Origin of the sequence: Tenacibaculum sp. nBUS_03, assembly GCF_051201695.1 — a bacterium.
Taxonomy (GTDB): Bacteria; Bacteroidota; Bacteroidia; order Flavobacteriales; family Flavobacteriaceae; genus Polaribacter.
This window is the reverse complement of sequence record NZ_CP179214.1, coordinates 1,996,530-2,021,116: the sequence shown is the minus strand read 5'-3', so window position 1 is coordinate 2,021,116 and position 24,587 is coordinate 1,996,530. Positions and strand designations below refer to the sequence as shown.

The following is a 24,587-nucleotide window of genomic DNA, read 5'->3' as shown; positions in this document are numbered from 1 at the left end:
ATTAAAAAAAGCGCTATCGAAAGTTAATATCTTTAGATAGCGCTTTTAAACAACAAAATGAAGAATAGAAGTAAGTTTACTATTCTGCATTTTCCAGAAAATTCCTAAACCAGTTAGTAAATTTTTCTATAAATGTTTGTTGTGGTCTTGTTTGAGTGTTATTGTCACTCAAAGCAGCATAAGAGGGGAAATCTCTATTACTCATAATTTAAGGGGTTAAGAATGTTAATAAAGTTGTTAATAAAATTTCCTCAAAGAAAGGAAAAAAAACTTTAATAATCAAATATTTAAAAGCTTTTATACAAAATCAGCTACTTTTTTACAAGTAAATTCTAATAATTCTTCGTCTTTGGCGGTGAAAGGGTTAACTGTATGAGAATCAATATCTATTTGTCCGATGTTTTCATTGTTAACAAATATGGGAATTACAATTTCCGATTTGACCTTCCATCCACAAGAAATATAGTTCGTTTGTTTATTTACATCTTGAACGACGAAATTTTGGTTACTAACTGCTACTTGCCCACAGATTCCTTTTCCAAAAGGTATAATTGTGTGTTCAGTTTCTTCTCCGTTATATTGAGCTAGTTTTAGTTCGTCTTTGTCTCCGTTTTTGAAGTAAAACCCAACCCAGTCATAATATGATATTTCAGATGCTAAGAAGTCACAAATTTCCTGTAGTTTTTCTTCTCTTGTTGAATTTCCTCCTGAAATTTCTGTAATTTTATCTTTTAGGTTTTCTAAATTTCCCATGTTGTATAGTTATTTTGTACTTTATTCGAAAATAGGGTTAAAATCTTACAAAAATAGGTTTATGAAATGTTTTTGAAAAATATTTCTAATTTTTTGTAAATTTGCACTTTATATGAAATCTGTATTACACAAAATATCATCATTGTTCCTAGCTTTATTGTTAGTGTTTTCTACTACTTCTTTTACAGTAGAAAAGCATTTTTGTGGTGATTTTTTGATTGATGTTTCATTTTTGGGGAATGCTGATTCATGTAAAGGAGAGACTAAAAAAAACTGTGACGGACAAGCAGTTGTTGTTAAAAAGAAATGTTGTAAAGACGAATTAGCTCATATAAAAGGGCAAGACGACATTAAAAAAACTACAGATGAAAAAATAACTTTTCAGCAACAAAAATTTATTTTAGCTTTTAATATTTCTTTCAAGTTACTTTTTGGAAGTTTAGAAAAGCAGTTTATTCCCCACAAAAATTATTCCCCACCCAAAATAATTCAAGATATTCAAGTATTGAATGAGGTTTTTATCATATGATTTTGTGATTTTTTTTAGCATAGAGAAAATTATTACAAAATTTTAATGATATAAAACAATGAAAAAATATATATTCAGTATTTGTATACTGTACACAATGTTTTCATTCTCTCAAAGTACTTTTAGGGGAATGATTATGGATAAAAACAATCCAAAAGATAATTTAGGAATTTATGGTGCTTCTGTATATTGGCTTAATACAAATATTGGGGCTACTACAAATGAAAAGGGATGGTTTACAATTCCTTATAATAAAGAACATAAAAAGTTAGTAGTAAGTTTTGTAGGTTATAAGACTGATACTATAGTGATTGATGGGATAAAACCAATTCATCATTTTTTAAAAGAAGAAAATGTTTTAGAAGAAGTTTCTATTAATTCAAAGAAACAAGCTACACAAAAATCTTATTTACAAGCGCAAAACTTGATAACGGTTAATAGTGAAGAGTTGTTGAAAGCTGCTTGTTGTAATTTAGCAGAGAGTTTTGAAACGAATCCGTCTATTGATGTGAACTTTTCAGATGCTCTTACTGGTACTAAGCAAATACAAATGTTAGGCTTGACAAGTCCTTATTTGTTAATTACTCAAGAAAATATCCCATCAATTAGAGGAGCTTCTCAAGCTTTTGGACTTACGTTCACGCCTGGTACTTGGGTAGAAAGTATTCAAATAACAAAAGGTGCTGGTAGTGTGGTTAATGGATTTGAGAGTATTTCAGGGCAAATTAATGCCGAGTTAGTAAAACCTTATTCAGATAATAAGTTTTTTATTAATGCTTACGGTACATTAATGGGGAGATTAGAGTTAAATTCTCACTACAATCAAAAGGTTAATGACAAGTGGCAAACAGGTTTGTATGTTCATGCTGATCATAGGGGAAAAAAATTTGATACAAATGAAGACGGTTTTCTTGACAATCCATTGTCAAACCAAATTAATTTAATGAACCGGTGGCAGTATACCGATCCAGAAAAAGGATGGGTGAGTTTTACGAATTTGAGGTATTTAAATGATACTAAACAATTAGGACAAGTTGATTTTATACCTGAATTAGATAAGGGAACTACAAATGCTTGGGGAAGTGAAATAACCACGAAACGATTTGAAGTTTCTACGAAATTAGGGTATGTTTTTCCAGAGTTACCTTTTCAAAGTTTTGGGTTTCAAATGTCATATAGCAACCATAATCAAGAGTCTTATTTTGGCTTGAGAGATTATGATATTAAACATCAAAGTTTTTATAGTAGTTTGTTGTTTAGCTCGATTATTGGAGATACCCGACATAAATTTAAAACTGGACTTAATTTTATGTATGACGATTATGATGAGTTGGTTGGGAATTATAATGGATTAGTAAGTGTTGCGAATAATTATGGAAGAAGTGAAAATGCGATAGGAGCTTTTTTTGAATATGCTTATGATAATTCTGATGATATTAGTATTACTGCCGGTGTTAGAGTTGATAGGCATAATTTATTAGGAACATTTTTAACACCAAGATTACACGTAAGGTATACACCCTGGGAAAAAGGTGTGCTAAGAGGTTCAATAGGAAGAGGAAAAAGAAGTGCTAATATTTTTGCTGAAAATCAACAGATGTTTGCATCCTCTAGACGTATAAACATAGGAAGTAGTGATGGTGAAATTTATGGTTTAAACCCTGAGGTAGCCTGGAATTATGGTTTTTCTTTTTTACAAGGATATAAGTTGTTTGGAAGAAAAGGAGATGTTACTTTAGATTTCTATCAAACAAGTTTTGATAATCAGGTAGTGGTTGATTGGGAAAATCCACAAGAAATATCATTTTATAATTTAGAAGGAAGAAGTGTTGCAAACAGTGTTCAGTTAGAAGTGAACCAGAATATAATACCTTATTTTAATATAAGAGTAGCTTATAAAATATACGATGTTACTACTGATTATAAAAAGGGGAATTTGACGAAACCATTACAAGCAGAAAACCGTTTTTTTACCAATGTTTCTTATGAAACTCTTGAGAATAATAAGGGAGCGAAATGGAAATTTGATGTAACTTATAATTGGTTAGGAAAACAACGGTTACCGAGTACGCAAAGTAATCCTTTGCAGTATCAATTGCCAAAATATGCTAAAAGTTATAATTTATTAAATGCTCAAATAACTAAAGTCTTTTCAAAAAGATTTGAGGTATATGCGGGTGCTGAAAACATAACAAATTATAAGCAAAAAAATCCTATAATAGGTAATGATAATCCTTTTGGAGCAAATTTTGATACGACAATAGTGTATGCTCCTATTTTTGGAAGTAATTATTATACAGGTTTTCGATTTAAAATTAATTAAACAATAATATTTTATAAATTTAAATTAATACAGATGAAAAAAATATTTTTAATCCTTACAGTTTTATTTTTAAGTGTGCCGATGTCAGGGCAAAAAAAGAAGAGGAATGCAAAAGCTACCTTTAAAGTAGATGGAGTTTGTATGATGTGTAAAAAGCGTATAGAGAAAGCTGCATTGAGTACAAAAGGTGTAAAGTACGCTCAATGGAATGTTAAATCGCATGATTTAAGTTTGATTTTTGATGAACGTAAAGTTGATGTGAAAACAATTAAACAACGAGTAGCTAAAGTAGGTCACGATACTAAAGAAATAAAATCTACTAAAGAGGATTACGATAATCTACACCCTTGCTGTAAGTACAGGGAAAAAGAGGTTATAGAAGATCATAAAAACTAAGACCGTACATTTTTTTGATTACACTCGGCTATTTTACTATTAACTTGAAGTCTTTAGTGATTGTTCCTTTTGTTTGTAGTATTATAGAAATGAAGTTCGCAATAGTGTGATATTGTTTTTCTGTTTGTATGGAAAAATAATACCACTATTGCGTTTTATTCTTATAACCATTCTTTTTTATTTTTCAATTGGAAAGGATTAGAATCTTGTTAGCTATATTACAATTCTAGATTTGATTTAGAGTAGTGATTAGCTTGCTTCAAATTTTATGCTTTGCATTTGGTTTTATATTATTATTAAAACTTGTCTGGTGTTCACCAAAACTATTTAGGTGTACTTTGGGCTTTTTGGGTTATCATAATTATGATATAAAGCGATGCGTTTTCTTTGAGAGTTTAAATGGAACGAGGAAAGTATTACGTTTTCAATAACGAGCGAATTAGTTTGTTGTATGACTGTCATTAAAAAAATAAAAGTGTTGAAGTTTAAATTTCAACACTTTTAATGATTAGTTTATAGCATTTGTAAGTTGTTAACTTCTAACTGGGTTAATTCGCGCCATCTTCCACGAGGTAAATTCTTTTTTGTCATACCAGCAAAAACAACACGATCTAACTTTGTAACGGTATATCCAAAGTGCTCAAATATTTTACGAACAATTCGGTTTCTTCCTGAATGAATTTCAATACCTACTTCGGTTTTCTTTTCTCCTTGAACATAAGAAACTGCATCAATAAAAACCTTTCTGCCTTCAATAATAACATCTCCTCTTAATTTTTCTAAATCAGACATGGTTAATTTTTTATCTAAGGATGCATGATAAAGTTTACGAACATTATGTTTTGGATGTGTAAGTTTTTTAGCTAATTCACCATCATTAGTGAAAAGTAGTAACCCTGTAGTGTTTCTATCTAGCCTACCAACTGGGTAAATTCGTTCTTTAGTTGCGTTATTTATTAATTCCATTACCGTTTTTCTACCACGGTCATCTTCCATAGTAGTTATGTAATTTTTTGGCTTATTTAGTATAATATAACGCTTCTTTTCCATAGAAATAAGTGTCCCATCAAAACGAACTTCGTCATTAGGCTGTACTTTATACCCCATTTCAGTTACTAGTTTACCGTTTATAGTAACACTACCATGTTCAATATATGTGTCAGCTTCTCTACGAGAACAAATACCAGAATTGGAAATGTATTTGTTTAATCGGATACCAGTATTTTCAGTCTTTTGCTGTGAAGGTTTATTTGAAGGTTTAGGTTTTCTAAAATCTCTTTTAAATTGACCTTTATTTTGAGGATTGCTGTTGCTTCCAGCTTGTCGTCCTCTCGACGAGTTTTTTGAATTCATAATTGTTTTTTAAAATGCGGGCAAATGTACGTTAATTATTTGATTTTTAATCAAGAACATTAACCACTTTATCTAGTATTAATGTTTTATCAATGAAAAGTAAGCTGAAAACACCTACTAATAATAAGATTTTCAAAATGTTGTGTAATAATCTGTATTGATTCTTTTTGGTGGCTCTAAATGTGTAAAAGCCAACAAAAATTAAAATGAAAGAAGCAAAATAAAAGTAGTATTTCATATAAGTTATTGCAGGATAGTTATATAAAATAGCAACTGGTATTAATGTTAGAACTAGAAGTACGTTTATTGTTTTCTTTGCATTATGTTCTCCGTATTTTACAGGAAAGGTATTGTAATTATTTACGATTGCCCCTTTAATATTTTCTAAATCTTTAATAATTTCTCGAACCATGATAACCAAAAAAAGAAAAAAGGCATGTATGAATATTACTTTTGAAAAATTTTTAAAATGAATAAAGATTGCAAAAAAAGGGAGTATTGTTAAAATAGTAGCTGTGATTAAGCCAATTAAAGGATGTTTTTTTAGCTTATGAGAATATAACCATATAGCAAAAATATAGAATGCAAAAAAGAAAGCTGCCCGCCATGAAACAAGCCAACCAGAACAGAAACCGATAAAGTTCAGTAAGAAATACAAAGAAAGTTTAGTCTCTTGCTTTACATAGGAATCCAGCCCAGTTTTAATAGGTCTATTAATTATATCAGCTTTAACATCGTAAAAATTATTGATAATATACCCAGAGGCTACAATACAGATGGTGGCAAGTACTAAATAAAATAAATGAGAGTCAAAAATAACAACTTTAAGAGATTTTTTTTCAGAAAAAATAAAAATAGCAGCCAAATATTGGGCTGCTACTAGTACTAATATGTTATATCCTCTAATAACAGATAATAGACTCAATAGTTTTAAAAAAAGTGAGTTTGCTTTGTGAGTACTCATCGCAAATAATCATTTAAAAACGATACACTAATTCTAATTTATAATCGTTTAAACTGCTTTTAGCTTTTTCAAAATCTTTAGTAAAACCTAAAATATAACCACCTCCACCTGATCCGCAAAGTTTAAGATAATAGTCGTTTGTTTGAATACCTTTCTCCCAAACTCTATGAAAGGCTGAAGGTATCATTGGTTTAAAGTTTGCAAATACGACCTTAGATAACTTTTTTACGTTTCCAAATAAAGATTTAATATTTCCTTGTAAAAAATCATCTATGCAGGCATCAGTATGAATAGAGAATTCCTCACTTAACATTTTTCTAAACCCTTCATTTTTCATTTTATTCATAAAAATGTTAACCATAGGCTCAGTCTCACCTATCTGTTCAGAATCTAATAAGAAAACGGCTCCTTTACCCTCTTTCTGAGATGGGATTCCAGTTGCCTCTATGTTTTCTTTAGAGTTTATTAAAATAGGTAGGCTTAAATAAGAGTTTAAAGGATCTAAGCCTGAACTTTTTCCATGGAAAAAAGATTCCATTAAAGAGAAAGTTTGTTTTAAGGTTAAAAGTTTATCTCTGGTTAAGTTTTCTAAAACCGTAATTTTGTTATTTGCATATTTGTCATAAATAGAAGCGACTAGTGCCCCAGAGCTTCCAACCCCATATCCTTGTGGGATTGAGGAGTCGAAATACATTCCATTGTCAATGTCGCTTTTAAGACTTTCAATATCAAAAGAAACATCATCTGAAGTTATATCAACCAAGTAATTATAGAAATTAGCTAAGCTTTCATTTGACTTCTTTGCTTCTCCTGTTAAGTTTTTTGCAGATTTTAAAGCACCTTTGTAGGAGTTAAAAGGAATAGCTAATCCTTTAGAATCCTTGATGATACCATACTCTCCGAAGAGTAAAATCTTTGCATAAAATAAAGGTCCTTTCATAGATGTTTAATTATAATGCAAAAGTACAAGTAAAAGCGCTATTTTACAATTTATTAGTAAATGTTTTTGTAAAAAGTTTTCCAAACGCCTGCTTTCTTGTTGTTTTTGTACTTACCTTTTTCCTTTATTTTTCCGTTTTTGTAAAAAGTTTTCCAAATACCTTCTCTTTTGCCTTCTTTGTATTTACCTTGTTCTTTAAGTTCTCCAGTTTTATAAAAAACTTTACGAACTCCATGAAGCTTACCGTCTTTATAATTGGCTTTATGCCATGTTTTACCATTTGAATGAAAATATGTAACTAATCCATCAAAATGTTCTTCTCCCGACTCTTTAGTTGTGCTAAATCCTTCCATTTGCACTTGGCCGCTTTCAAAGTAATCTACAATCCAATAACCATTTTTAATTTTTTTTGGTGTTGGACGATAGTACTCGCCTTTGTCCTTAGTTGTTTTTTGCCAATTGGCATCAAACCATACTGTTTCTTGGGCTGTTAATGATAAAGTAAAAAACCCAACAAACACTACAATAAGTAATGTTGAAGTTTTCATAATATTAAGGGAATTAAATTTATGAGGTTTGTGCACCTAACCCCGTACTATCACAAATATACTGATTTTTTTGGCAATATTTTAACAAATCTGTTTTTATAAAATGTTCAACTGCTTGTTTTTCAGCTTTTGGGTATAGAATATGCACGTTTGCACCAGCATCTAAGGTGAAGCAAATATTACTATTTGTTGTTGTTCTGAATTCCCATATTTTATTAATTATTTCTAAAGTATTAGGCTTCATTAATATAAAATAAGGATTGCTTGTGAGCATCATTCCATGTAGTGCTAATGCTTCACTTTCTACCAAATTAATGAATTCTTTAATGTTTCCTTCTTGTAATATTGTAGATAATTTATCTAAGTTCTCATTTGCTTGCTTAAATCGTTGCTCGGCATATGGGTGATTATGCATTAAGTTGTGTCCAACGGTACTAGATACTTGTTTTTCTCCTTTATCTACTAACAAAATACTGTCTTGATAATCTTTAAAAATAGGATGCACTTCATAAGGGAATTTTATGCCGAATAAATCAGAGCTCCCTTTTATTTTTGGATGTTCACCCCATACAACCAAAGGTCCTTCAATACTTCTACTAGCACTTCCAGATCCTAAACGAGCTAAAAAAGAAGCTTTTTTAGTTAAGAATTCGAGCGATAAATCAGAATTTAACTCTTTTTCTAAATTCATTAAACACATTGCTATAGCACTCATACCACTTGCAGATGAAGCAATTCCACTACTGTGAGGAAATGAATTTTCTGAATTGATAATCATGGAATATTCCAAAATGTAAGGGCAATATTCTTCAATTCTATTGAAAAACTTAGCTATTTTTGGTTTAAAGTCATCTTTTTTATTTCCTTCAAAATACAACTCAAAGTTAGTTTCGTTAACTTTTTTTGTTTTTTTAAATTCTATAGTAGTAATCGTATGACAATTATTTAATGTAAAACTAATAGAAGCATTTTTAGGTAGTTGAGGTTCTGTTTTTCCCCAATATTTAACTAAAGCTATGTTACTAGGCGTTTTCCATGTGTAAGTCGCCTTTTCTATTGTTTTTGTATTCTCCTTAAAAATAAAATCAGATATGTTCAATGTCAAAAATTTTGACAAAGATAATTGTTTAACACTAAATAGAGTTTAATTTATTTAAGACCTCTTCTTTATAACTTCGACTAATTGGAATTGTTTTTTTATTGATTTCTATGTACTCATTTGTATAAGAATTGATAGAAGAAATTGAAATGATAAAAGAGCGATGTATTCTTAAAAAAGAAGTGGTAGGTAATTTGGTTTGGATGTTAGTAATGGTTTCTCTAGTAACTATAGTCTTTTTTAGGGTGTGTATTTTTATGTAATCGCTTAAGCTTTCTATGTAAAGGATAGCGTCAAAATTTATTTTAAGCATTTTTCTATCTACTCGAACAAATATAAAATTGTTATTTGTAGAAAGTTTATTTTCTGTAGTTAGATTATCCAAAGCAGCGGGAGCTGGTATTTCAAGGTACTTGTTAATTGCCTGAAGAAATCTGTCAAAGGCTATTGGTTTTAATAAGTAATCAATAGCTTGAAGGTCAAATCCATCAGCGGCATATTCGCGATAAGCAGTTGTGAAAATTATTTTTGTTTTTTTATGAGTAGACTTAGCTAATGATAGTCCAGATATTTCCGGCATATTTATGTCTAAAAAAATAAGATCAATATTTTCACTGTTAATTACTTCCAATGCTTCTATAGCGCAGGAACAATTTTTAATTAGATTTAAATTGGGTATTTTAGAAATATAAGTAGTTAATATTTCTCTTGCCATAGGCTCATCATCTACAATAATACAATCAATGTTCCTGTTCATCTTTAAGTAGTATTTTTAATTTGGCTGTAAAGAAATTATTTAAGTAAGAAGTTGATAAATAAAAACGATTGTCATAAACCATTTTTAATCTTTTTCTCATGTTATTTAATCCAATGCCCCCTTTTTTTATATTCTCACATTTTGCTGTGTTATGAATATCAAAAATCAATTCTGAATTGGTGGTTTTTAAAAATATAGTTATTTTTAATACACCATTTTTTTGACGTCCATGTTTAAAAGCATTTTCAACAAATGGTAATAAAAGCATTGGAGAAATTTGTACATTGTTATTGTATACTTCTTTTTGAAAATTAACAATTAAACGATCTTGAAAGCGCATTTTTTCAAGAGAAACATAATCTTCAATGTGCTGAATTTCATCTGATAGCAATACTTTAGGCTTTTCTACTTGATATAAAATATAATCTAATAAATTTGATAGTTTTAAAATCATATCTGGAGCCTCATCAGCTTTTTTTAGGGCAAAACCATAAAGGGTGTTTAATGTGTTAAATAAAAAATGTGGATGAATTTGCATTTTTAAGAACTTTAACTCTTGTTCTTTAAGTTGTAATTGTGTTTCTAAAAATTTATTTTTTAAATCTTCACTTTTTAAAATGGACCTGTAATTATGTTTTACTAATTTTATAGCAATAACAACAAGGGCAACAAAAAATACACTAAAAATAATTATTGGTAATGATTTAGTGATTGCTATTGTGTGTTTTGCTTTTACATCTGATAAGAAAGTTAATCCATATAAAATTGAGAGTACGATTCCATAGACAGAAATAATAATCGAATAAATACTGTACAAAACAAAGGCCTTGTATTTTTTAGATAATAAGTATTTAGGAATTAAGTAATAAATAAAAAAATTACTGAGTAAAATTGTGATGGGCATTAAAAAAATCGCAAATAAATTTACATATTTAGTTTCTTGACTTCCATAGCCTAAAAAATAAATATAAAAGAAGTATATAATTATCCAGAATACGAGATGACTACTTATCCTAAAAAAATAACTTAATATTTTGTTTTTTACCAGCATTTATGTGCAATATCTTAATTTTTAAAGAAACTTGATTATTTTAGAGGCAAAATTCTAAAATCAATCCTTATTTAACTGGTTTAAGTTGGTTTTTGTTGTAAAGCAGCTTCAAATGGTTAAAACAATTGCTTTTTGAGTATAGTGTCGTAAAAAATAATACGGAGTCATAATTGAATATACATTTGATAAAAGTTTTTTAAAAGCATAATACACTATGAGTTTTAAGTATATTTTATTAGTTAACAATACAATTAAATTTATAACTCAAAGAATGTATGAGGGTGGAGCATTTTTTATGTACACACTATTAATAATATTGTTTTTTATTGTTTGTTTAATTTTTAACACTCTATTGAAAAAAGTAGTTACTGAAAAACAAATTTCATTAATTAATTCAATCAGTTTATTTGCTTTAGTTTTTGGTTTTTTAGGTCAAATAATAGGAATGATTGAGGTGTTTGATGCGATAGAATTTGAAGGAAGAATCTCACCCGACTCTTTAGGGAGTGGAGTCAAAGCCTCTTCTTTATCCCCAGCTTTTGGTATGCTTGTTTTTTTAGTTGGAAGATTTGGAACCATAGTTATTACTGCTTTAAAAAAATAACGTTCAAAACTTATTTTAAATTTTCATCGAATGAAAAAAGCATTTTTTATCATAGGGCTATATGTGTACCTAGTATTAAACATACAAACTACTTATTCTCAGGGTAAATATTTAACAAAAATAGGAGAGTTAGATTCTATTTACTCCAATACATTAAATGAGCAACGAAAATTTTGGGTGCAATTGCCACAAAATTTTAATTCAAAAAGGAAATATCCAGTCGTTTATATTTTAGATGGTGAAATTCACTTGCAAACAGTTTCTGTATTCCAAAATTACTATTCTGGAGGGTTTACTCCGGAGATGATATTGATAGGCATTTCTAACCAAAGAAATAGAACAAGAGATTTAACAATTTCTAAAATTACCAACAGGCAAGGAGGTGCATTTAATCAAGAAACTGGTGGGGCTGAAAAATTCACTAAATTTTTAAAAAATGAATTAATCCCCCATATTGATAAAAAATATTCAACAACTAAATATAGAACTCTAATTGGTCATTCTTTTGGAGGATTATTTACTATTAATACACTCTTATACCATTCAGAATTATTTAATAATTATTTAGCCATTGACCCTAGTTTGGATTGGGATAATCAAAAGCTGGTGAAAGCAGCTTCTAGTATTTTTCAAAATAAGAGATTCGAAAATAAATCACTATTTATATCCTTAAATGGGCAGTTACATATGCAAAGGAACGATATCACACTTCAAAATATAATGGAAGATAATAGTGACTATACATTGTTTGGAAGGTCTAACATAGAATTTAATGAGGTTATTAATAGAACAAAAAAAAATGGACTTAAGACTACATGGAAATATTACAAGCAAGATTTTCATGGTACAATAGCTTTTCCATCTATTAGAGATGGATTAATTTCTTTTTTCAGATGGTATCAAATAAAAGATACTTATAAGTTTAATACTCCTGAAACACCTACCAATGAGTTAGTAACTATAATTAAAGATCAAGAGAAAAGATATTTTAAAAATTTTGGGTATAAAATAGCACCTATGGATGAGCAATTATTGATAATGTCAGGATATTTGTTTATGGATATGAAGCAAGCTGAGAAAGCTTTAACCTTTTTTAAATTTGCACTAAAATATTATCCAACGAGTGCTAATGTATTTAATGCTGTTACTGATTATTATTTGGATCAAAAGAATTATCCTAAAGCTTTGGAGAACATAATGAAAGCATATGAAATTAGTAAGAGTGCTTATCATTTAAAAAGATTAGAGGAGATTAAGATAAAAACTGAATAAAAGTAGTGTAAATCCTGCTATTCGTCGCAAATAAAATTTCTTTGAAGTTTTAGCATCTATTTTTAGTGTATTAATTATTAAATATTTGATATTATGAAAAAAAGATTTTTAGTACTTCTTACGATTATTTCTTCTTTTGTAGGTTGTTCACAAGACCAGAGTTTAAATGAGTTATTAGAAGGCTTTGAAAAACAAAATAAGGCAATGGGTACCGTTTCTATTTTAAAAAATGGAAATAATTTTTATACCAAGTCAATTGGGTATGCTAATATTGAATTAAATAAAAAGAATAATTCTGCAACTAAGTATAGAATTGGTTCTATCAGTAAAACGTTTACAGCTACCATTATTTTACAATTATTAGATGAAGGGAAATTATCATTATCAAACTCTTTAAGTCAATATTTCCCAGAGGTTCCAAATTCAGAAAACATTACAATTTCTGATATGTTGTATCATAGAAGTGGTATTTATAATATTTCAAAAGCTAAAGGTTTTGAAGTTTGGATTAGTGAACCTAGGAATAGAGAAGAAATGATAACTAAAATAAAGAGTAAGCCTAGTATGTTTAAACCAAATTCTAAATTAGAATATTCTAATTCCAATTATATCTTACTAGCTTATATTGCAGAATACATAGATAAAAAAACATTTGGTGAAATTGTTAACTATAGAATAATAGAGAAGTTAAATTTAAGAAGGACAGGTTTTGGAAAAGATATTGATTTTTCTAAAAATGAAGCAATGTGTTATTATCCTGAAAATGGTAAATGGCATCCAATTACTTATCATACTAATTTAACAGGAACAATGGGTGCTGGTGGTATCATTTCTAATGCAAAAGAAGTAAGTGTTTTTTATAATGCCCTTTTTACAGGTAAATTGATTTCAAAAGAAAGTTTAAAGTTAATGACTTCTCCCAAAGAAGAAATGGGCATGGGGATTTCAGTTAATGAATTCAATGGAATACTGGTTTATGGGCATGATGGAGCAATTGATGGTTTTCGTTCAATAGCTGCGTATATGCCAAAATTAAAACTTACGATTTGCTTTACCTTTAATGCATCTTCAGGCTCTCAGAGCCAAAAGTTAATTAAAATTTTTAAAGCTTATAAGCATGCAATAACTCAAAAAAAGTAGGTAGTATTTAATTAGTTACTATGATTGCATACCTAATTCAATTTAGAATTAGGTATTTTTGCATTTTAAATTATAATTGTGAGTAGAAAAATAAAACTTATATGGGATTTTAAGGGCCTGACGGATTAGAAACTGCTAAACATCATTGTATTCATTTAAAAGAATTTGCCCAAATTGATAGTTTGGATTATGATGAGGTAGCTTATAAAGAACTAAATGATTTTCATACTATAGCTTTTATTATAGTTAATGAATTAGATATGAAAACGTATAGAGATGCCTTAAAACCTCATAGAGGTGAGATAGCTTAACATAATAAAAATAAATAGTATGTATTTAATAAATGCCTTAGCTAAACCTAAAAAATCATCAGAGCATTATGATAAAGTGATTGGTGCGTATGTAAGTTTGTATATTGATTATAAAGATATTCAAGGTGCATTGAAATTAGCAAATTTTTATATTAAAGATGAAGGTTGGAAAGTGACTGAAATAGAAGATGAATACTTTACACTTGATTCTCTTGATGATGTAGACGAAGAACAGAAAGAATTGTATACAGAAGCTTTAGAGTATGGTTATTCTATCGTTTTTAATTGTTATGAAGAGGAAGATTAAAAGAAAAAGGTCGAAATAATTTTATTTCGACCTTTTTTTAGAGTATTTTTTTAAAGCTGTATTTATCACATAATTTGTTTACGTATTATAAAAGTTAAATTCTTTAGTACCGGCATTTATATTTAAGAATGTTCTACAAAAAATATATTGTTGTAAGAATTAGTATAGATGTAACAAAAACTAATGGGAATATCCACTTAAAGTTAATTGATGATTTTTTTTCTTTTAAGGTGTTTTTATAAACAAGTAATATAATAGAGCTAGTAATAGATATGTAGCTAAGAATAATTACAGATTCTAAGAATGTGTTGTAAGGAAGTTTTGGTAGTAGAGAATTAGAAAAAAAATTGAAGGCAACTACGGTTAAAAGCAAGGTAAAACCAATATTTAGTTGGTCTGTATATGATTTGATCCAAAAAATGACCCAAGAAGAAAATACGATTAAAAATAAAGGAAAAAGTACTTGCCATAAATAATACCCTGCTTTTCTTTTAAATTTAAATACAAAAGATGTTCTGGAGTAAATATCCTCTTTATTATTTGTGTCTTCAAAGAACCCTCCTTTGTATTTCATGACTTTTATTTCTGCATACTGCTCTTTTACTTTCCATTCGGGATCAATATCGCTGAATGATTTGTCATAAAATAAGTTTGGATTAACAAAAGTAAGTTCATGATTTTTGTATAGGAAAGATTCAAAATTTATAACAAAAGTCTGGGTATCAAAAGGAAACTTGGTTAAGTCCATTTTAGAATGGAAATGACAATTAAAACGCTTTCTATAAACAACCAAACCATCGTCAAAAATTGTTAAGACGCTTTTATCTATAATAATGTCATCTAATTTATTGATGAATTCTATGTTGGGTATCCAAAAAAAATTCTTTTTTAATTTTTCAATTTGACCATCATAATATATAGATTTTCCTTTTATGAAGTTTTTGTTTTTTATTTCAGCTCTGCTAATTTTCCATTTTAAAATTAAATAACCATCAACTTGAAAAGTAGAATTTACAGTTTCTATGTCGTATATTTTATTGACATAAAGTTCAATGGTTACTTGCTTTGTTTTAGCAATTGAAAAATGTAAAAAAAAGAAACAAATTCCAGTAAAAATTAAATTTCTTTTTTTTAGGATGTTATGTTTGGATATTTGTTTTTGATGTTTACACACAATTCTTGAATAACTAATAGTTGTTAGGTTTAAAAAGGCCTATTTTTATTTACTTTGAAGAAGTTTATTGTATTATACGAGTACGAGGTATGATTCAATAGTAGCCTACTAATTTGAAAATTTTAAGGTTTTTCAATAAGTTATCGATTAATTTTAAATTGGATGTAGTACATAGCCAAGGATTAACGCTTTATTATTTTGATGTATTATAATTACTTGGTTTATTAGAAATCTTTTTTCTTTGTTCTGTTTGTTTTTAGTATTATTTTGAATCATTGATAAGATTCCGTATTCGAACCATGGACGAATAACCCTAAGAATTGAATATTTTATTTTATGGTTTTTATGGTGTATTGTTTTAGCATCAGTCTTAATTGAGAAATTCGTTAATAAGTTAATATTTGTTTCTCCAACAAATGTTTCTACTTTGTTTAAAGACTGGTTAGCCAGTACTTTGTTTATTAATTTGCACTTCGAAAGATGATCAAAGGAATTTATTGTACAGTCATAAGTAGACAATTCATTAAAATAAAAGTCATCTAATTCTTGAGTTAAAGGATAAAATTTAGATTTATCTCTTTTATAAATAGTATTAAATATTTTGTTAAATGAGTATAGTTTGTTTAACTGCATTCTAGCAGTATCAGCATTCACTGATTTTGAAAATAAAAATGATAGTGAATTGTTATCAATATTAAAAAGTACTCGTTCCTGAAATAGCTGTTTTTTTTCATAATCAGATAGCTCAATTTCGGATATGTGAGTTAAAATTTCAGAATAAGATTGTGCATTATCATCTACAAAATCACTTTTGTAATGATGAGTTGCTTTACATCCTAAACATAGTAATATACTACAAATTATAAGTCGTCGTACATATAGTTTGTTTTTTGAACGTATTAATAGGTTCATAAGGTGAAGTATTCTATATTTTTTCAGGTTTATCTTTATTCTCTATGTACTTTAATTCTTTTTCTTCTTCAATGTTTGATCCTGTAATTAGAACTCCTAATGATGATGTAATTCGTTCGATAAGACTATAAAGTATTCCAGAAACCATACCTCCAAAAAAAGCAAAAAGAAACTTTCCAAAATGTGTATTTGAAGTTTGGATTTCTGGAATATTAAGATATAGAATTTCAGAGAGTATAAATCCAGAAAATATTCCTTCAATTAAATATTCGACTCTAAAAAACTTCATTTTTTCACTAATTAAAGAATGTAATAATCGAAAAGATGTACCTAATCCGGCAATAACAATAGAAAACATTAAACTATAAAGCAGCATATAACCAGAACTATCTAAGATAGTTACTTTACTACTTTTTTCATTAATACTTTCTAAAACAGCTAAAGACACAAATAATAGTAAAAATATAGCAGCGATTATAGAGGCTTTGGTTGTTTCTTGTGTTTTGAACAATCCATTAGCGTTGCCAAAAATTGACTTTCTATTGGTATCAACTATATTCTCTAGCTTACCTTTTATAAGTACTAATCTGTTTAAGGGGAAAGACTCTCCTAAGTTTAAAGCTTGAACATCTTCTACTATTTCGTTGGGAAGTTCAACACTTTTAATTTTTATGGCCTTGGAGAATGTACGATTAATACGTTTTAGTAAGTAGTCTCTATATTTTTTATTTGTATCTTTTATCATTTTATTAATAGCTTTTTTAGTATTTCTTCTAATGACTTTTTCTACAACTAAAACAGCACTTTGTTTATAGTTTAAGAGTTTTTAGTCAGATGATTATTACATTCTAAAATTTCTGAAAATAAGGGTTATGTAAAGTCAGTGATGTTAGGATTCGTATTAGGAATTGGTGGGTTCTTTTCACATACAAATCCAATTAGTTGCATTCCTTTAATTTCTACAGCACCCTCACTAATATTCATTTTTAATTTACTGTCAGATTCTTCTCTACCATAATTTGCTGATATAGATATAGGGCCAAACCCTGCCTGTGTTTTTGTGTCTAACTTACTAGAGCTTTCTTTTATGGCTTTGGCCAGAGAAGACGATTCTATAGTTACATCTTTAACAAAAACGGCAGATCTTGAAAGAAAAGGGAATTTACCATTTGGAGGATTTTGATCATCTGAAAACAAAGTTACTGGTGAGTTTTTTGAAAATCTCCAACCAGAACTTCTAAGAAACTCAGGAGAAAACCAAGGTCTAGATATAGGAGCTTGAGCAAGTGAAAAAGAAATTTTGAATTTTTCTTCATTAAGGTCTAGTGAATGATTTTTAGATGAATAACTGGTTTCGTTTGAACCTGAATATAATCCCCAGCGTGCTTTCACCCCAACTTCTAATGATTGTGAAATACTATTTTCGTGCTTGTCTACTTCTTCTTTATTAAAGGTAAATTTGGTCCAGTTATTTTCTGTAAGAAAAGTTGCAGGATACAGGGTTGTTTGGAAGAAATCGGAACCCGAAGTTGGGTTGGTAAGTTTTGCACTTTCAAACCTATTTAATAAATCTCTTTTATAAACCTCTAAATTTCTTCGGGTAATCGAGTCAATTGTAGCCACAATTTGTTGGTATTCATTTTTGTACCCTTGAGAAACCCATGCATCATAAGCAGCTCTAACTTTTTGACTTAAAACTTTGCCATTTAAAGCAAACTCTTGCACGGCTCTAGATTCATTACTATTCAAAGCATCTAACTTTAATGAATTAAAAGCAATTAAAGCATCTCTGTATAAGCTTTCATACTCTAAATACGCCTTTTTTAATTTGCCATCAACAACTTTGGTTTTTTTCTCACCAGTTAGTATGTCTTCGTATTCAACTGTTTCAGACAGAAGGTTTCTAAACCTATCTATTTTTTTCTGTTGGTCTTCTGTTAATTCTTCATGTGCTACTTCTGAAAATCTTAAAAAAATATCATAAAGTTCATTAATACTTTCACTTTTTGGTGAATATATTAACTGAGTTTGTGCTTCATTTATAAAGTTTCCGCCTGCTGGAACAGCATTGACTAGATTTGAGAAATTTTCAGCAGCAATGTACCTTTCTCTAACGATGTCTGCCTTTTCTCTTCCCTCTCGGTTTCCTAAACCTTGTTGGCTTCCAAAACCATAAAGATTAAAATCTAAGTCTTCAAATGAAAAAGGAATTCCTGGCATTACCCAAGATACCGCGAAATCATCTGAAGATAATTTTTCTGTTTCAGCTGTTAGGGTATTGAAAATTTTTGATAATAAAGACTGAACAACTTGTTCGGGTTTATAATCCATAATAGTTACTTTTTTAATTTAATAAATAATTTTATTTTTTGTTTTACTAAAGACACCTTAAAAGCTTATGTTTAATATTTTAAAGTGGTTTTGATTTTAGTATATATTTATAAAGAAAAAAGTTTTAAACACTAAAAACTGCTTCTTCAGAAAATAAGGATGTTGGTAAGCCATGATCAAACGCATTTGAAATAAATGATTCGCCTAAAGAAAGATGAGGGAAACTTTTAGTGAATTCAACCGCAATTAATGTTGCAATAAGTTTGTAAGCAGCTTCAGTAGGGTGTGCTTTATCTGATGTTGCAAAAAAACCAAACTTTTGAGCGATAACCAACGTTAATAATTTTTTAAAAGAACTATCCTTGTCTGTTCTTGTTAGTATATCCGATAATGTATTATATAATTTTACATCTTGGTTATATAAATCTTTACTTAATGCTGTTAATAGGTTTTTTTGTGATATTTCATCAATTACAGTTTGAATTTTGTGAATATCGTCAACATGTTTTTTCTTTTGTGTTGCATAATATTTTATAGCAAATTCTATACGATTAATGAACAATCCAGATGTTAAAAGAATTAATTTTAATGCTTTGGTGAATTTTTTATTAGTTTTTTGAATTTTTGGTAGAGCATCTAACAACATTTTTGAAACAGCCTTATGCAAAACTATTTCATTATCAGTTTTTAAAGCTTTTTTAATTTGATTGTTAATGTTTTCTGTTAACTCTGTCAATACTGAAGTGTCTTTTCCTTTTGATAAATCTACAGAATTTAAAAAGTTTCTTAAAGCTTTTGATAGTGTTACAGGTTCAATAGAATCAGAATAATACTGAATAGGAACACCAGCAGCCTGGTCTATTTTAATGATATCTAAATTATATAAATTTTGTTTTAAAAATGTAAAAGCATCGAGTACTGTAAATCTATTATCATTTTTAGCTATAAAAGATTCTTTAAGAAGTCTGTTAAATTCTATTGTAGCATTGCGTAAGTTTGTAACCTCTTCAGACTTTGGGTTTTCAATATACCTCACAGCACCTGAAGGGTCAGGGTTGTTAACAATTATAAAAGAATTTTCACTGGCATTATTATGTGCTTTTGTTATATTATCTACCTCCTGACATAATTCTGTTAAACGTTGCACAGTTTCTTGCATTAATTCAATGCCTTTTTTATTTGTCACAATATCATTTAACCCAAACCAAATAATAAATAAATTGTTATTTGGTTTATCGGTAGCTGTTTTTTCTAGGTCTTTTTTGTAGTCATTAACCTGCTCTTCAAAAGTTGTAAGAGCAACTTTATGAGTTAATCCTTGAGGTGTATTAGCAACAGCACCACCGGTAGCATAATTACAATAGGAAAGACTATTGTTTTTTGAACCATTTCTAGAGTTTTCTAATGATAAATGGTTTGATGTAAGTTCATTTGTTTGTTCTGGAGAAAAACCGTCAACTAAACTTTGGCCACCTGACCATTCCCATATAAAATCTGTCCAGTTTTTATTATCACTGAATCTTCTAATTTCATTAACTCTTACTTCACCGATTAATCTACCAAGAATCCCTGTTGATGTGTTTGCTTTTACACCGATGTCAGAGAGACTATCTCCGAATACAACTATTCGTTCTATTTTTTTCATTTTTAATTTACTTAGATTTTTTTTAAAATATTTAAAAGCAAAGCTATTAGGAATATTATATCTTTATTTGACTAGCGTCACAGTTTAACTCAGGTCACAATTTAGCTTGAGTCACAGTTTAACTCAGATCACATTTTGTTTTTTTCAAAACTCTGCAGTTTATTGTAAGATTGCTGTGTAAATGTTGTTCTTGATTTAGCTATCAAGAATAATACATTGTAAATAAATGTGGTGTTGAAGAATATCATAAACCATGGCTATTCAAAAGGTTTTTTCTATCCTAATAGAAACTGGTTAAGCAATAAAGGGATTATGAAAAAATTATTCAAAGAAGTATTATTTTCTAGACTTTTAATTCTAATAAGTTGAGGTTATACTTGGTTTTAGATAAAGAATTTAACGATTAAACATTGATTAGCTACGCAAGGCTTTATTCTAACTTCTTAAAAAGACATTAAGGCAATGCTGAAGTTTTTAAATAAATACGTTCAGATATACATGAAAGTACTGGAAACTATAATTGTTTTTAAAAAGCTTGTAAATAAATGGGTTAAAAAATGTTAAGGAAAAACAAACTATGTAGATGCTATAGCATGGGCACATATGTATCCTCCAGTCCAAGCATTTTGAAAATTAAATCCACCAGTAACAGCATCAATATTTAATGCTTCTCCAACAAAAAATAAATTTTGGTGCAATTTACTTTCAAAACGTTTAAAGTCAATTTGTTTTAAATCAATACCACCAGCGGTAACAAACTCCTCTTTGAAAGTAGTACGTCCATTTGCATTAAATAATCCATTGGTTAATTGATTTGTTAAGTTCTGGATATGCTTATTACTTATATCTGCCCAGTTTTGATTGGTTTTAATTTCTGAGGCTATAACTAATCGTTCCCATAAACGACGGGGAATATCTGGAAAGGGAGATTTTAAAGCGATTTGTTTTTTTGTATTAGTTTTCTTTAATTCAAGTAGTTTTTCAAAAACAGTATTGGAATTAATACCTAACCAATTTACCACAACATTGTACTGATAGTTTTTGTCAGCTAAAATACGAGCACCAAAAGCAGATAGTTTTAATATAGCAGGACCGCTTAATCCCCAGTGGGTTATTAATAAAGGACCCGAACTTTCTAATTTTGTTTTGGAAATACTAACTTCAGCATTTGGGACAGCAACACCACCTAAATCTAGTATTCTAGGGTCTTTAATATTAAAAGTAAATAGAGAGGGAACAGTGTTGATTATTGTATGCCCTAAGGTTTGAGATATTTCCCATATTTTTTTACTACTACCAGCTGCGATCACTAAAAAATCAGCGTCAAACTGATGTTCTTTAGTATTGATAGTCCATGTAGATTTTTGTTTTTGAATTGAAATTACACCATGGTTTTTTAATACCTTAATGCCAAGGTTGTCAACAGTTTTAGAGAAGCAATCGATAATGGCTTGAGATGTATTTGCTTCAGGAAAAACACGATTGTCGTTTTCTATTTTTAAAGGAACACCATGATTTTCAAACCACTCAAATGTATCACCCGTCATAAACTTATGGAAAGGACCTAATAGTTCTTTTTCTCCTCTAGGGTAGAATTTGGTTAGTTCTTTTGGATCAAAACAAGCATGGGTAACATTACAACGCCCGCCACCAGATATTTTTACCTTTTGTAAAACCTCTTTACCTTTTTCTAAAATAGTAATCTCTAAATCAGGATTCAGTTCCTTGGTATTTATAGCAGTAAAAAACCCCGCAGCCCCTCCACCTATAATTATTACTTTTTTCATAAGGCCATTTCTTTAAAGGGAACAATTATATCGAATCCTTTATTTTTAAAATACTTAGGTGTATTTTTATTTCCTGTAGCTAAAACAAAATCACCTCCCCAAGCTCCTAAGCTTTTAATTTCTCCAAAATAATCAGAAAATAGTCGTTTTTTAACCGGTTCTTGTTTAGTAATAGAACTTATAAGATGCTCGTGTTCAGTAATAATGCTGTTTATTTTTTGAGTAGAAGAAGCTTTTAAAAATTCTTGAGTTAGCTTGTTGATTTCAGGTATTAGAAGTTTTGCTTCTTCTTTATATTGTTTATATTGAGCAATGCCTTCTCTGCTGTTTTGTTTTTGATTAAGGTATACAAAAAATAATTCATCAGCATAGCTAGGTGTGAATTGAACTTCCCTAATTGAAGGTGTTGTGTTGTTAAGGGTATATATAATTGGAGTATCATGCTTGGCACAAGCAATATCATAGCCGCTCCCAGAAAAAGCATTCCATAACAACTTGAAAGGGTCTACATTTGCCCAAGAAGCAATGTTGTTAATTAGTGTTGAAGAGCTACCTAGCCCCCAGTTTTTAGGAAATGTTAAGTTTGTTTTTACAATCAAACCTTTTTCGGTATTTAAAAAATCAGGGTTTAACTTTTTAGCTTCTTTTAAAATATTTAGAAGTGTTTCTGCTATGAATTCAGCGCCTCCTTCTTTAGTTGAATTAAAAGTAGCTGAAGTTAAGCGTAATTTAGAGATATTAAATGAAGCTTCAAACCAACAGTTACCTTCATTTGTAAAACTGCCCCAAATAAGTTGAGGTTCGTTAATTGGTTGTATTGTTAAATCTTGGCCAAATTTTGTAGGAATAGCTAATGCATCAGCGCCGTCCAAAACAAGATATTCACCAGTTAATAATAATTTTCCGTTTGAGTAAAATTTTTTCAAAACAAATCATTAGGTCGAGCGGAGTCGATACCTTTTTACATTATTAATATATGACTTCTCGACTCCACTCGAGTTGACATATTTCTCTATTCTCTTAATTCATTGAATGCTTCCACTACCGCACTGTGAGATACGGTTACGTTTTCAAACTTTTTAGCAATCGTGTTTTTTTCTTCAGTAGTAGCTCCTAACTGATTTAGAATATTCATCAAGTGCATTTTCATATGACCATGCTGAATTCCTTTAGTTGTAAGAGCTCTTAGGGCTGCAAAATTTTGTGCTAAACCAGCGGTTGCCATTATTTCCATTAACTCACGTGCAGAGGGCCTGTTTAACATGTCTAATGAAAGTTTAGCCATAGGATGTAAGGCTGTTAACCCTCCAACTGTACCAACAGCTATAGGAATTTCTATCCAAAATTTAAAAACACCATCTTTTACTTCACAGTGAGTTAAACTTTTGTAATGTCCATCTTTAGAAGCATACGCATGAGCCCCAGCTTCAATGGCTCTAAAATCATTTCCGGTAGCCAAAACAACTGAATCAATACCATTCATAATCCCCTTGTTATGAGTTACAGCTCTAAAGGGTTCTATTTCTGCTATTTTAACTGCTTGTTCAAATTTTTTAGCAAATTTTTCAGGATGCTCTCCTCCTAAGTCAGAAACGAGACATGAAACTTCAGATTTAACTATACATTCAGGAACATAATTAGATAGAATACTCATGACAATTTCAATATCATTTCGTTTAAATTGATTTGCCATAGCTTCTAAACAAGAGTTAATGAAATTAGCTCCCATTGAGTCTTTAGTTTCAAAAGTAACATGCAATTGATAGTAATTATCTAATTGGATAGTTTTATCAATTAATTTAATATCTAAAATACCACCGCCTCTTTTTTCCATATTTCTGGTAATTGAGGCAGTAACTTCTCTTAACTTAGATTTTTGTTCGTTAAAATAATTAGTAAGTTTTTTTTTATCACCAGCAAACATAAAATGAACTTGACCAATTTTAGTAGTTGAAATTACAGTTGTTTTAAAACCTCCACGAGTACTCCAAAATTTTGCAACAAGAGAAGCTGCGGCGACAACAGAACTTTCTTCAACTACCATCGGTATTACATATTCTTTATTGTTGATAATAAAGTTAGGAGCAATACCATAGGGCATATAAAAGTTAGTGATTGTGTTTTCTATAAAATCATCATGAAGTTGTTGTAATTTAGAATCGTCATTCCAATACTGTTTTATTACATTTATAGTTTCATTTTGATTGTTAAAAAATTTTTCAGCTAACCAATCTATTTTGTCTTCTTTAGAAAGTTTAGAAAATCCAGAAATAACTTTAGGCATTCTTTGTTTTTGTTTTTTTATGGGGTCAAAGATAAATGAATCCTATTAAAATAGCTTTCATTATGTATATTTCTAAGGTTTTTAACCTAGAATTTAATGAATTTTCC

General features: G+C 29.2%; 25 protein-coding genes. 8 read left to right on the top strand and 17 right to left on the bottom strand.

Annotated elements, in window-relative coordinates; genetic code table 11:
- Positions 1-79: 79 nt before the first annotated feature.
- Positions 80-205, bottom strand: coding sequence for a hypothetical protein (locus tag ACMFBB_RS09435; protein WP_435264143.1), 126 nt, complete (start codon positions 203-205; stop codon positions 80-82).
- 92 nt (positions 206-297) lie between these two features.
- The gene (locus tag ACMFBB_RS09430) at positions 298-753 is read right to left on the bottom strand and encodes a GAF domain-containing protein (RefSeq protein WP_435264142.1); all 456 of its coding nucleotides are present in this window, start codon (positions 751-753) and stop codon (positions 298-300) included.
- Between the two features lie 112 nt (positions 754-865).
- Between ACMFBB_RS09430 and ACMFBB_RS09425 the strand changes: the two genes are divergently transcribed.
- The 3 genes from ACMFBB_RS09425 to ACMFBB_RS09415 are packed head-to-tail and all read left to right on the top strand — an operon-like array spanning position 866 to position 4,001.
- Positions 866-1,282 (top strand): HYC_CC_PP family protein, encoded by a 417-nt coding sequence (locus ACMFBB_RS09425; RefSeq protein ID WP_435264141.1) that lies wholly within the window; start codon positions 866-868, stop codon positions 1,280-1,282.
- A 58-nt stretch (positions 1,283-1,340) separates the two neighbouring features.
- Entirely contained in the window at positions 1,341-3,605 is a 2,265-nt protein-coding gene (locus ACMFBB_RS09420) for a TonB-dependent receptor (protein WP_435264140.1), read from the top strand.
- 33 nt (positions 3,606-3,638) lie between these two features.
- A complete protein-coding gene (locus ACMFBB_RS09415; protein ID WP_435264139.1) occupies positions 3,639-4,001 on the top strand; it encodes a heavy-metal-associated domain-containing protein in 363 nt (120 codons plus the stop codon).
- Between the two features lie 513 nt (positions 4,002-4,514).
- Here the strand turns inward: ACMFBB_RS09415 and ACMFBB_RS09410 are convergent.
- Genes ACMFBB_RS09410 through ACMFBB_RS09380 form a run of 7 tightly spaced genes read right to left on the bottom strand, consistent with a single transcriptional unit; the run spans position 4,515 to position 10,566 of the window.
- Positions 4,515-5,354, bottom strand: a complete 840-nt coding sequence (locus tag ACMFBB_RS09410; protein WP_435264138.1) for a pseudouridine synthase — start codon at positions 5,352-5,354, stop codon at positions 4,515-4,517.
- A 46-nt stretch (positions 5,355-5,400) separates the two neighbouring features.
- Complete coding sequence (locus ACMFBB_RS09405; RefSeq protein WP_435264137.1) at positions 5,401-6,318, bottom strand: geranylgeranylglycerol-phosphate geranylgeranyltransferase; 918 nt, start codon at positions 6,316-6,318, stop codon at positions 5,401-5,403.
- Positions 6,319-6,331: 13 nt separating this feature from the next.
- Entirely contained in the window at positions 6,332-7,258 is a 927-nt protein-coding gene (locus ACMFBB_RS09400) for a mevalonate kinase family protein (RefSeq protein WP_435264136.1), read from the bottom strand.
- Positions 7,259-7,311: 53 nt separating this feature from the next.
- Positions 7,312-7,806 (bottom strand): toxin-antitoxin system YwqK family antitoxin, encoded by a 495-nt coding sequence (locus ACMFBB_RS09395; RefSeq protein ID WP_435264135.1) that lies wholly within the window; start codon positions 7,804-7,806, stop codon positions 7,312-7,314.
- A gap of 19 nt (positions 7,807-7,825) precedes the next feature.
- On the bottom strand, positions 7,826-8,905 hold the full coding sequence (locus ACMFBB_RS09390) for a diphosphomevalonate/mevalonate 3,5-bisphosphate decarboxylase family protein (protein ID WP_435264134.1): 1,080 nt from the start codon (positions 8,903-8,905) through the stop codon (positions 7,826-7,828).
- Positions 8,906-8,939: 34 nt separating this feature from the next.
- The gene (locus tag ACMFBB_RS09385; RefSeq protein WP_435264133.1) at positions 8,940-9,662 is read right to left on the bottom strand and encodes a LytR/AlgR family response regulator transcription factor; all 723 of its coding nucleotides are present in this window, start codon (positions 9,660-9,662) and stop codon (positions 8,940-8,942) included.
- Complete coding sequence (locus tag ACMFBB_RS09380) at positions 9,646-10,566, bottom strand: sensor histidine kinase (protein WP_435264132.1); 921 nt, start codon at positions 10,564-10,566, stop codon at positions 9,646-9,648. Before ACMFBB_RS09380 ends, ACMFBB_RS09385 begins: the two co-directional genes overlap by 17 nt.
- A 361-nt stretch (positions 10,567-10,927) precedes the next feature.
- Between ACMFBB_RS09380 and ACMFBB_RS09375 the strand changes: the two genes are divergently transcribed.
- The 5 genes from ACMFBB_RS09375 to ACMFBB_RS09355 all read left to right on the top strand — a co-directional run bounded on the left by ACMFBB_RS09375 (position 10,928) and on the right by ACMFBB_RS09355 (position 14,347).
- Entirely contained in the window at positions 10,928-11,317 is a 390-nt protein-coding gene (locus ACMFBB_RS09375; RefSeq protein WP_435264131.1) for a MotA/TolQ/ExbB proton channel family protein, read from the top strand.
- A gap of 30 nt (positions 11,318-11,347) precedes the next feature.
- On the top strand, positions 11,348-12,589 hold the full coding sequence (locus ACMFBB_RS09370; RefSeq protein WP_435264130.1) for an alpha/beta hydrolase-fold protein: 1,242 nt from the start codon (positions 11,348-11,350) through the stop codon (positions 12,587-12,589).
- 93 nt (positions 12,590-12,682) lie between these two features.
- Entirely contained in the window at positions 12,683-13,729 is a 1,047-nt protein-coding gene (locus ACMFBB_RS09365; RefSeq protein WP_435264129.1) for a serine hydrolase domain-containing protein, read from the top strand.
- Between the two features lie 182 nt (positions 13,730-13,911).
- Entirely contained in the window at positions 13,912-14,040 is a 129-nt protein-coding gene (locus ACMFBB_RS09360; protein ID WP_435264128.1) for a hypothetical protein, read from the top strand.
- 19 nt (positions 14,041-14,059) lie between these two features.
- Positions 14,060-14,347, top strand: coding sequence for a hypothetical protein (locus tag ACMFBB_RS09355; protein ID WP_435264127.1), 288 nt, complete (start codon positions 14,060-14,062; stop codon positions 14,345-14,347).
- 133 nt (positions 14,348-14,480) lie between these two features.
- On the opposite strand, the gene ACMFBB_RS09350 is transcribed toward ACMFBB_RS09355, so the two are convergent.
- The 8 genes from ACMFBB_RS09350 to ACMFBB_RS09315 form a co-directional block, all read right to left on the bottom strand.
- The gene (locus tag ACMFBB_RS09350; protein WP_435264126.1) at positions 14,481-15,521 is read right to left on the bottom strand and encodes a hypothetical protein; all 1,041 of its coding nucleotides are present in this window, start codon (positions 15,519-15,521) and stop codon (positions 14,481-14,483) included.
- Positions 15,522-15,674: 153 nt separating this feature from the next.
- Positions 15,675-16,433, bottom strand: a complete 759-nt coding sequence (locus ACMFBB_RS09345) for a hypothetical protein (RefSeq protein WP_435264125.1) — start codon at positions 16,431-16,433, stop codon at positions 15,675-15,677.
- 13 nt (positions 16,434-16,446) lie between these two features.
- Positions 16,447-17,178, bottom strand: a complete 732-nt coding sequence (locus tag ACMFBB_RS09340; RefSeq protein WP_435264124.1) for a hypothetical protein — start codon at positions 17,176-17,178, stop codon at positions 16,447-16,449.
- Between the two features lie 125 nt (positions 17,179-17,303).
- On the bottom strand, positions 17,304-18,764 hold the full coding sequence (locus ACMFBB_RS09335; protein ID WP_435264123.1) for a hypothetical protein: 1,461 nt from the start codon (positions 18,762-18,764) through the stop codon (positions 17,304-17,306).
- Between the two features lie 124 nt (positions 18,765-18,888).
- Positions 18,889-20,409: an SGNH/GDSL hydrolase family protein gene (locus tag ACMFBB_RS09330; RefSeq protein WP_435264122.1), complete on the bottom strand. Its 1,521-nt coding sequence runs from the start codon at positions 20,407-20,409 to the stop codon at positions 18,889-18,891.
- Positions 20,410-20,984: 575 nt separating this feature from the next.
- The gene (locus tag ACMFBB_RS09325) at positions 20,985-22,196 is read right to left on the bottom strand and encodes an NAD(P)/FAD-dependent oxidoreductase (RefSeq protein WP_435264121.1); all 1,212 of its coding nucleotides are present in this window, start codon (positions 22,194-22,196) and stop codon (positions 20,985-20,987) included.
- Complete coding sequence (locus tag ACMFBB_RS09320) at positions 22,193-23,122, bottom strand: GYDIA family GHMP kinase (RefSeq protein WP_435264120.1); 930 nt, start codon at positions 23,120-23,122, stop codon at positions 22,193-22,195. The genes ACMFBB_RS09325 and ACMFBB_RS09320 overlap by 4 nt, the downstream gene beginning before the upstream one ends.
- 86 nt (positions 23,123-23,208) lie before the next feature.
- Complete coding sequence (locus tag ACMFBB_RS09315; RefSeq protein WP_435264119.1) at positions 23,209-24,480, bottom strand: hydroxymethylglutaryl-CoA reductase, degradative; 1,272 nt, start codon at positions 24,478-24,480, stop codon at positions 23,209-23,211.
- Positions 24,481-24,587: the final 107 nt, after the last annotated feature.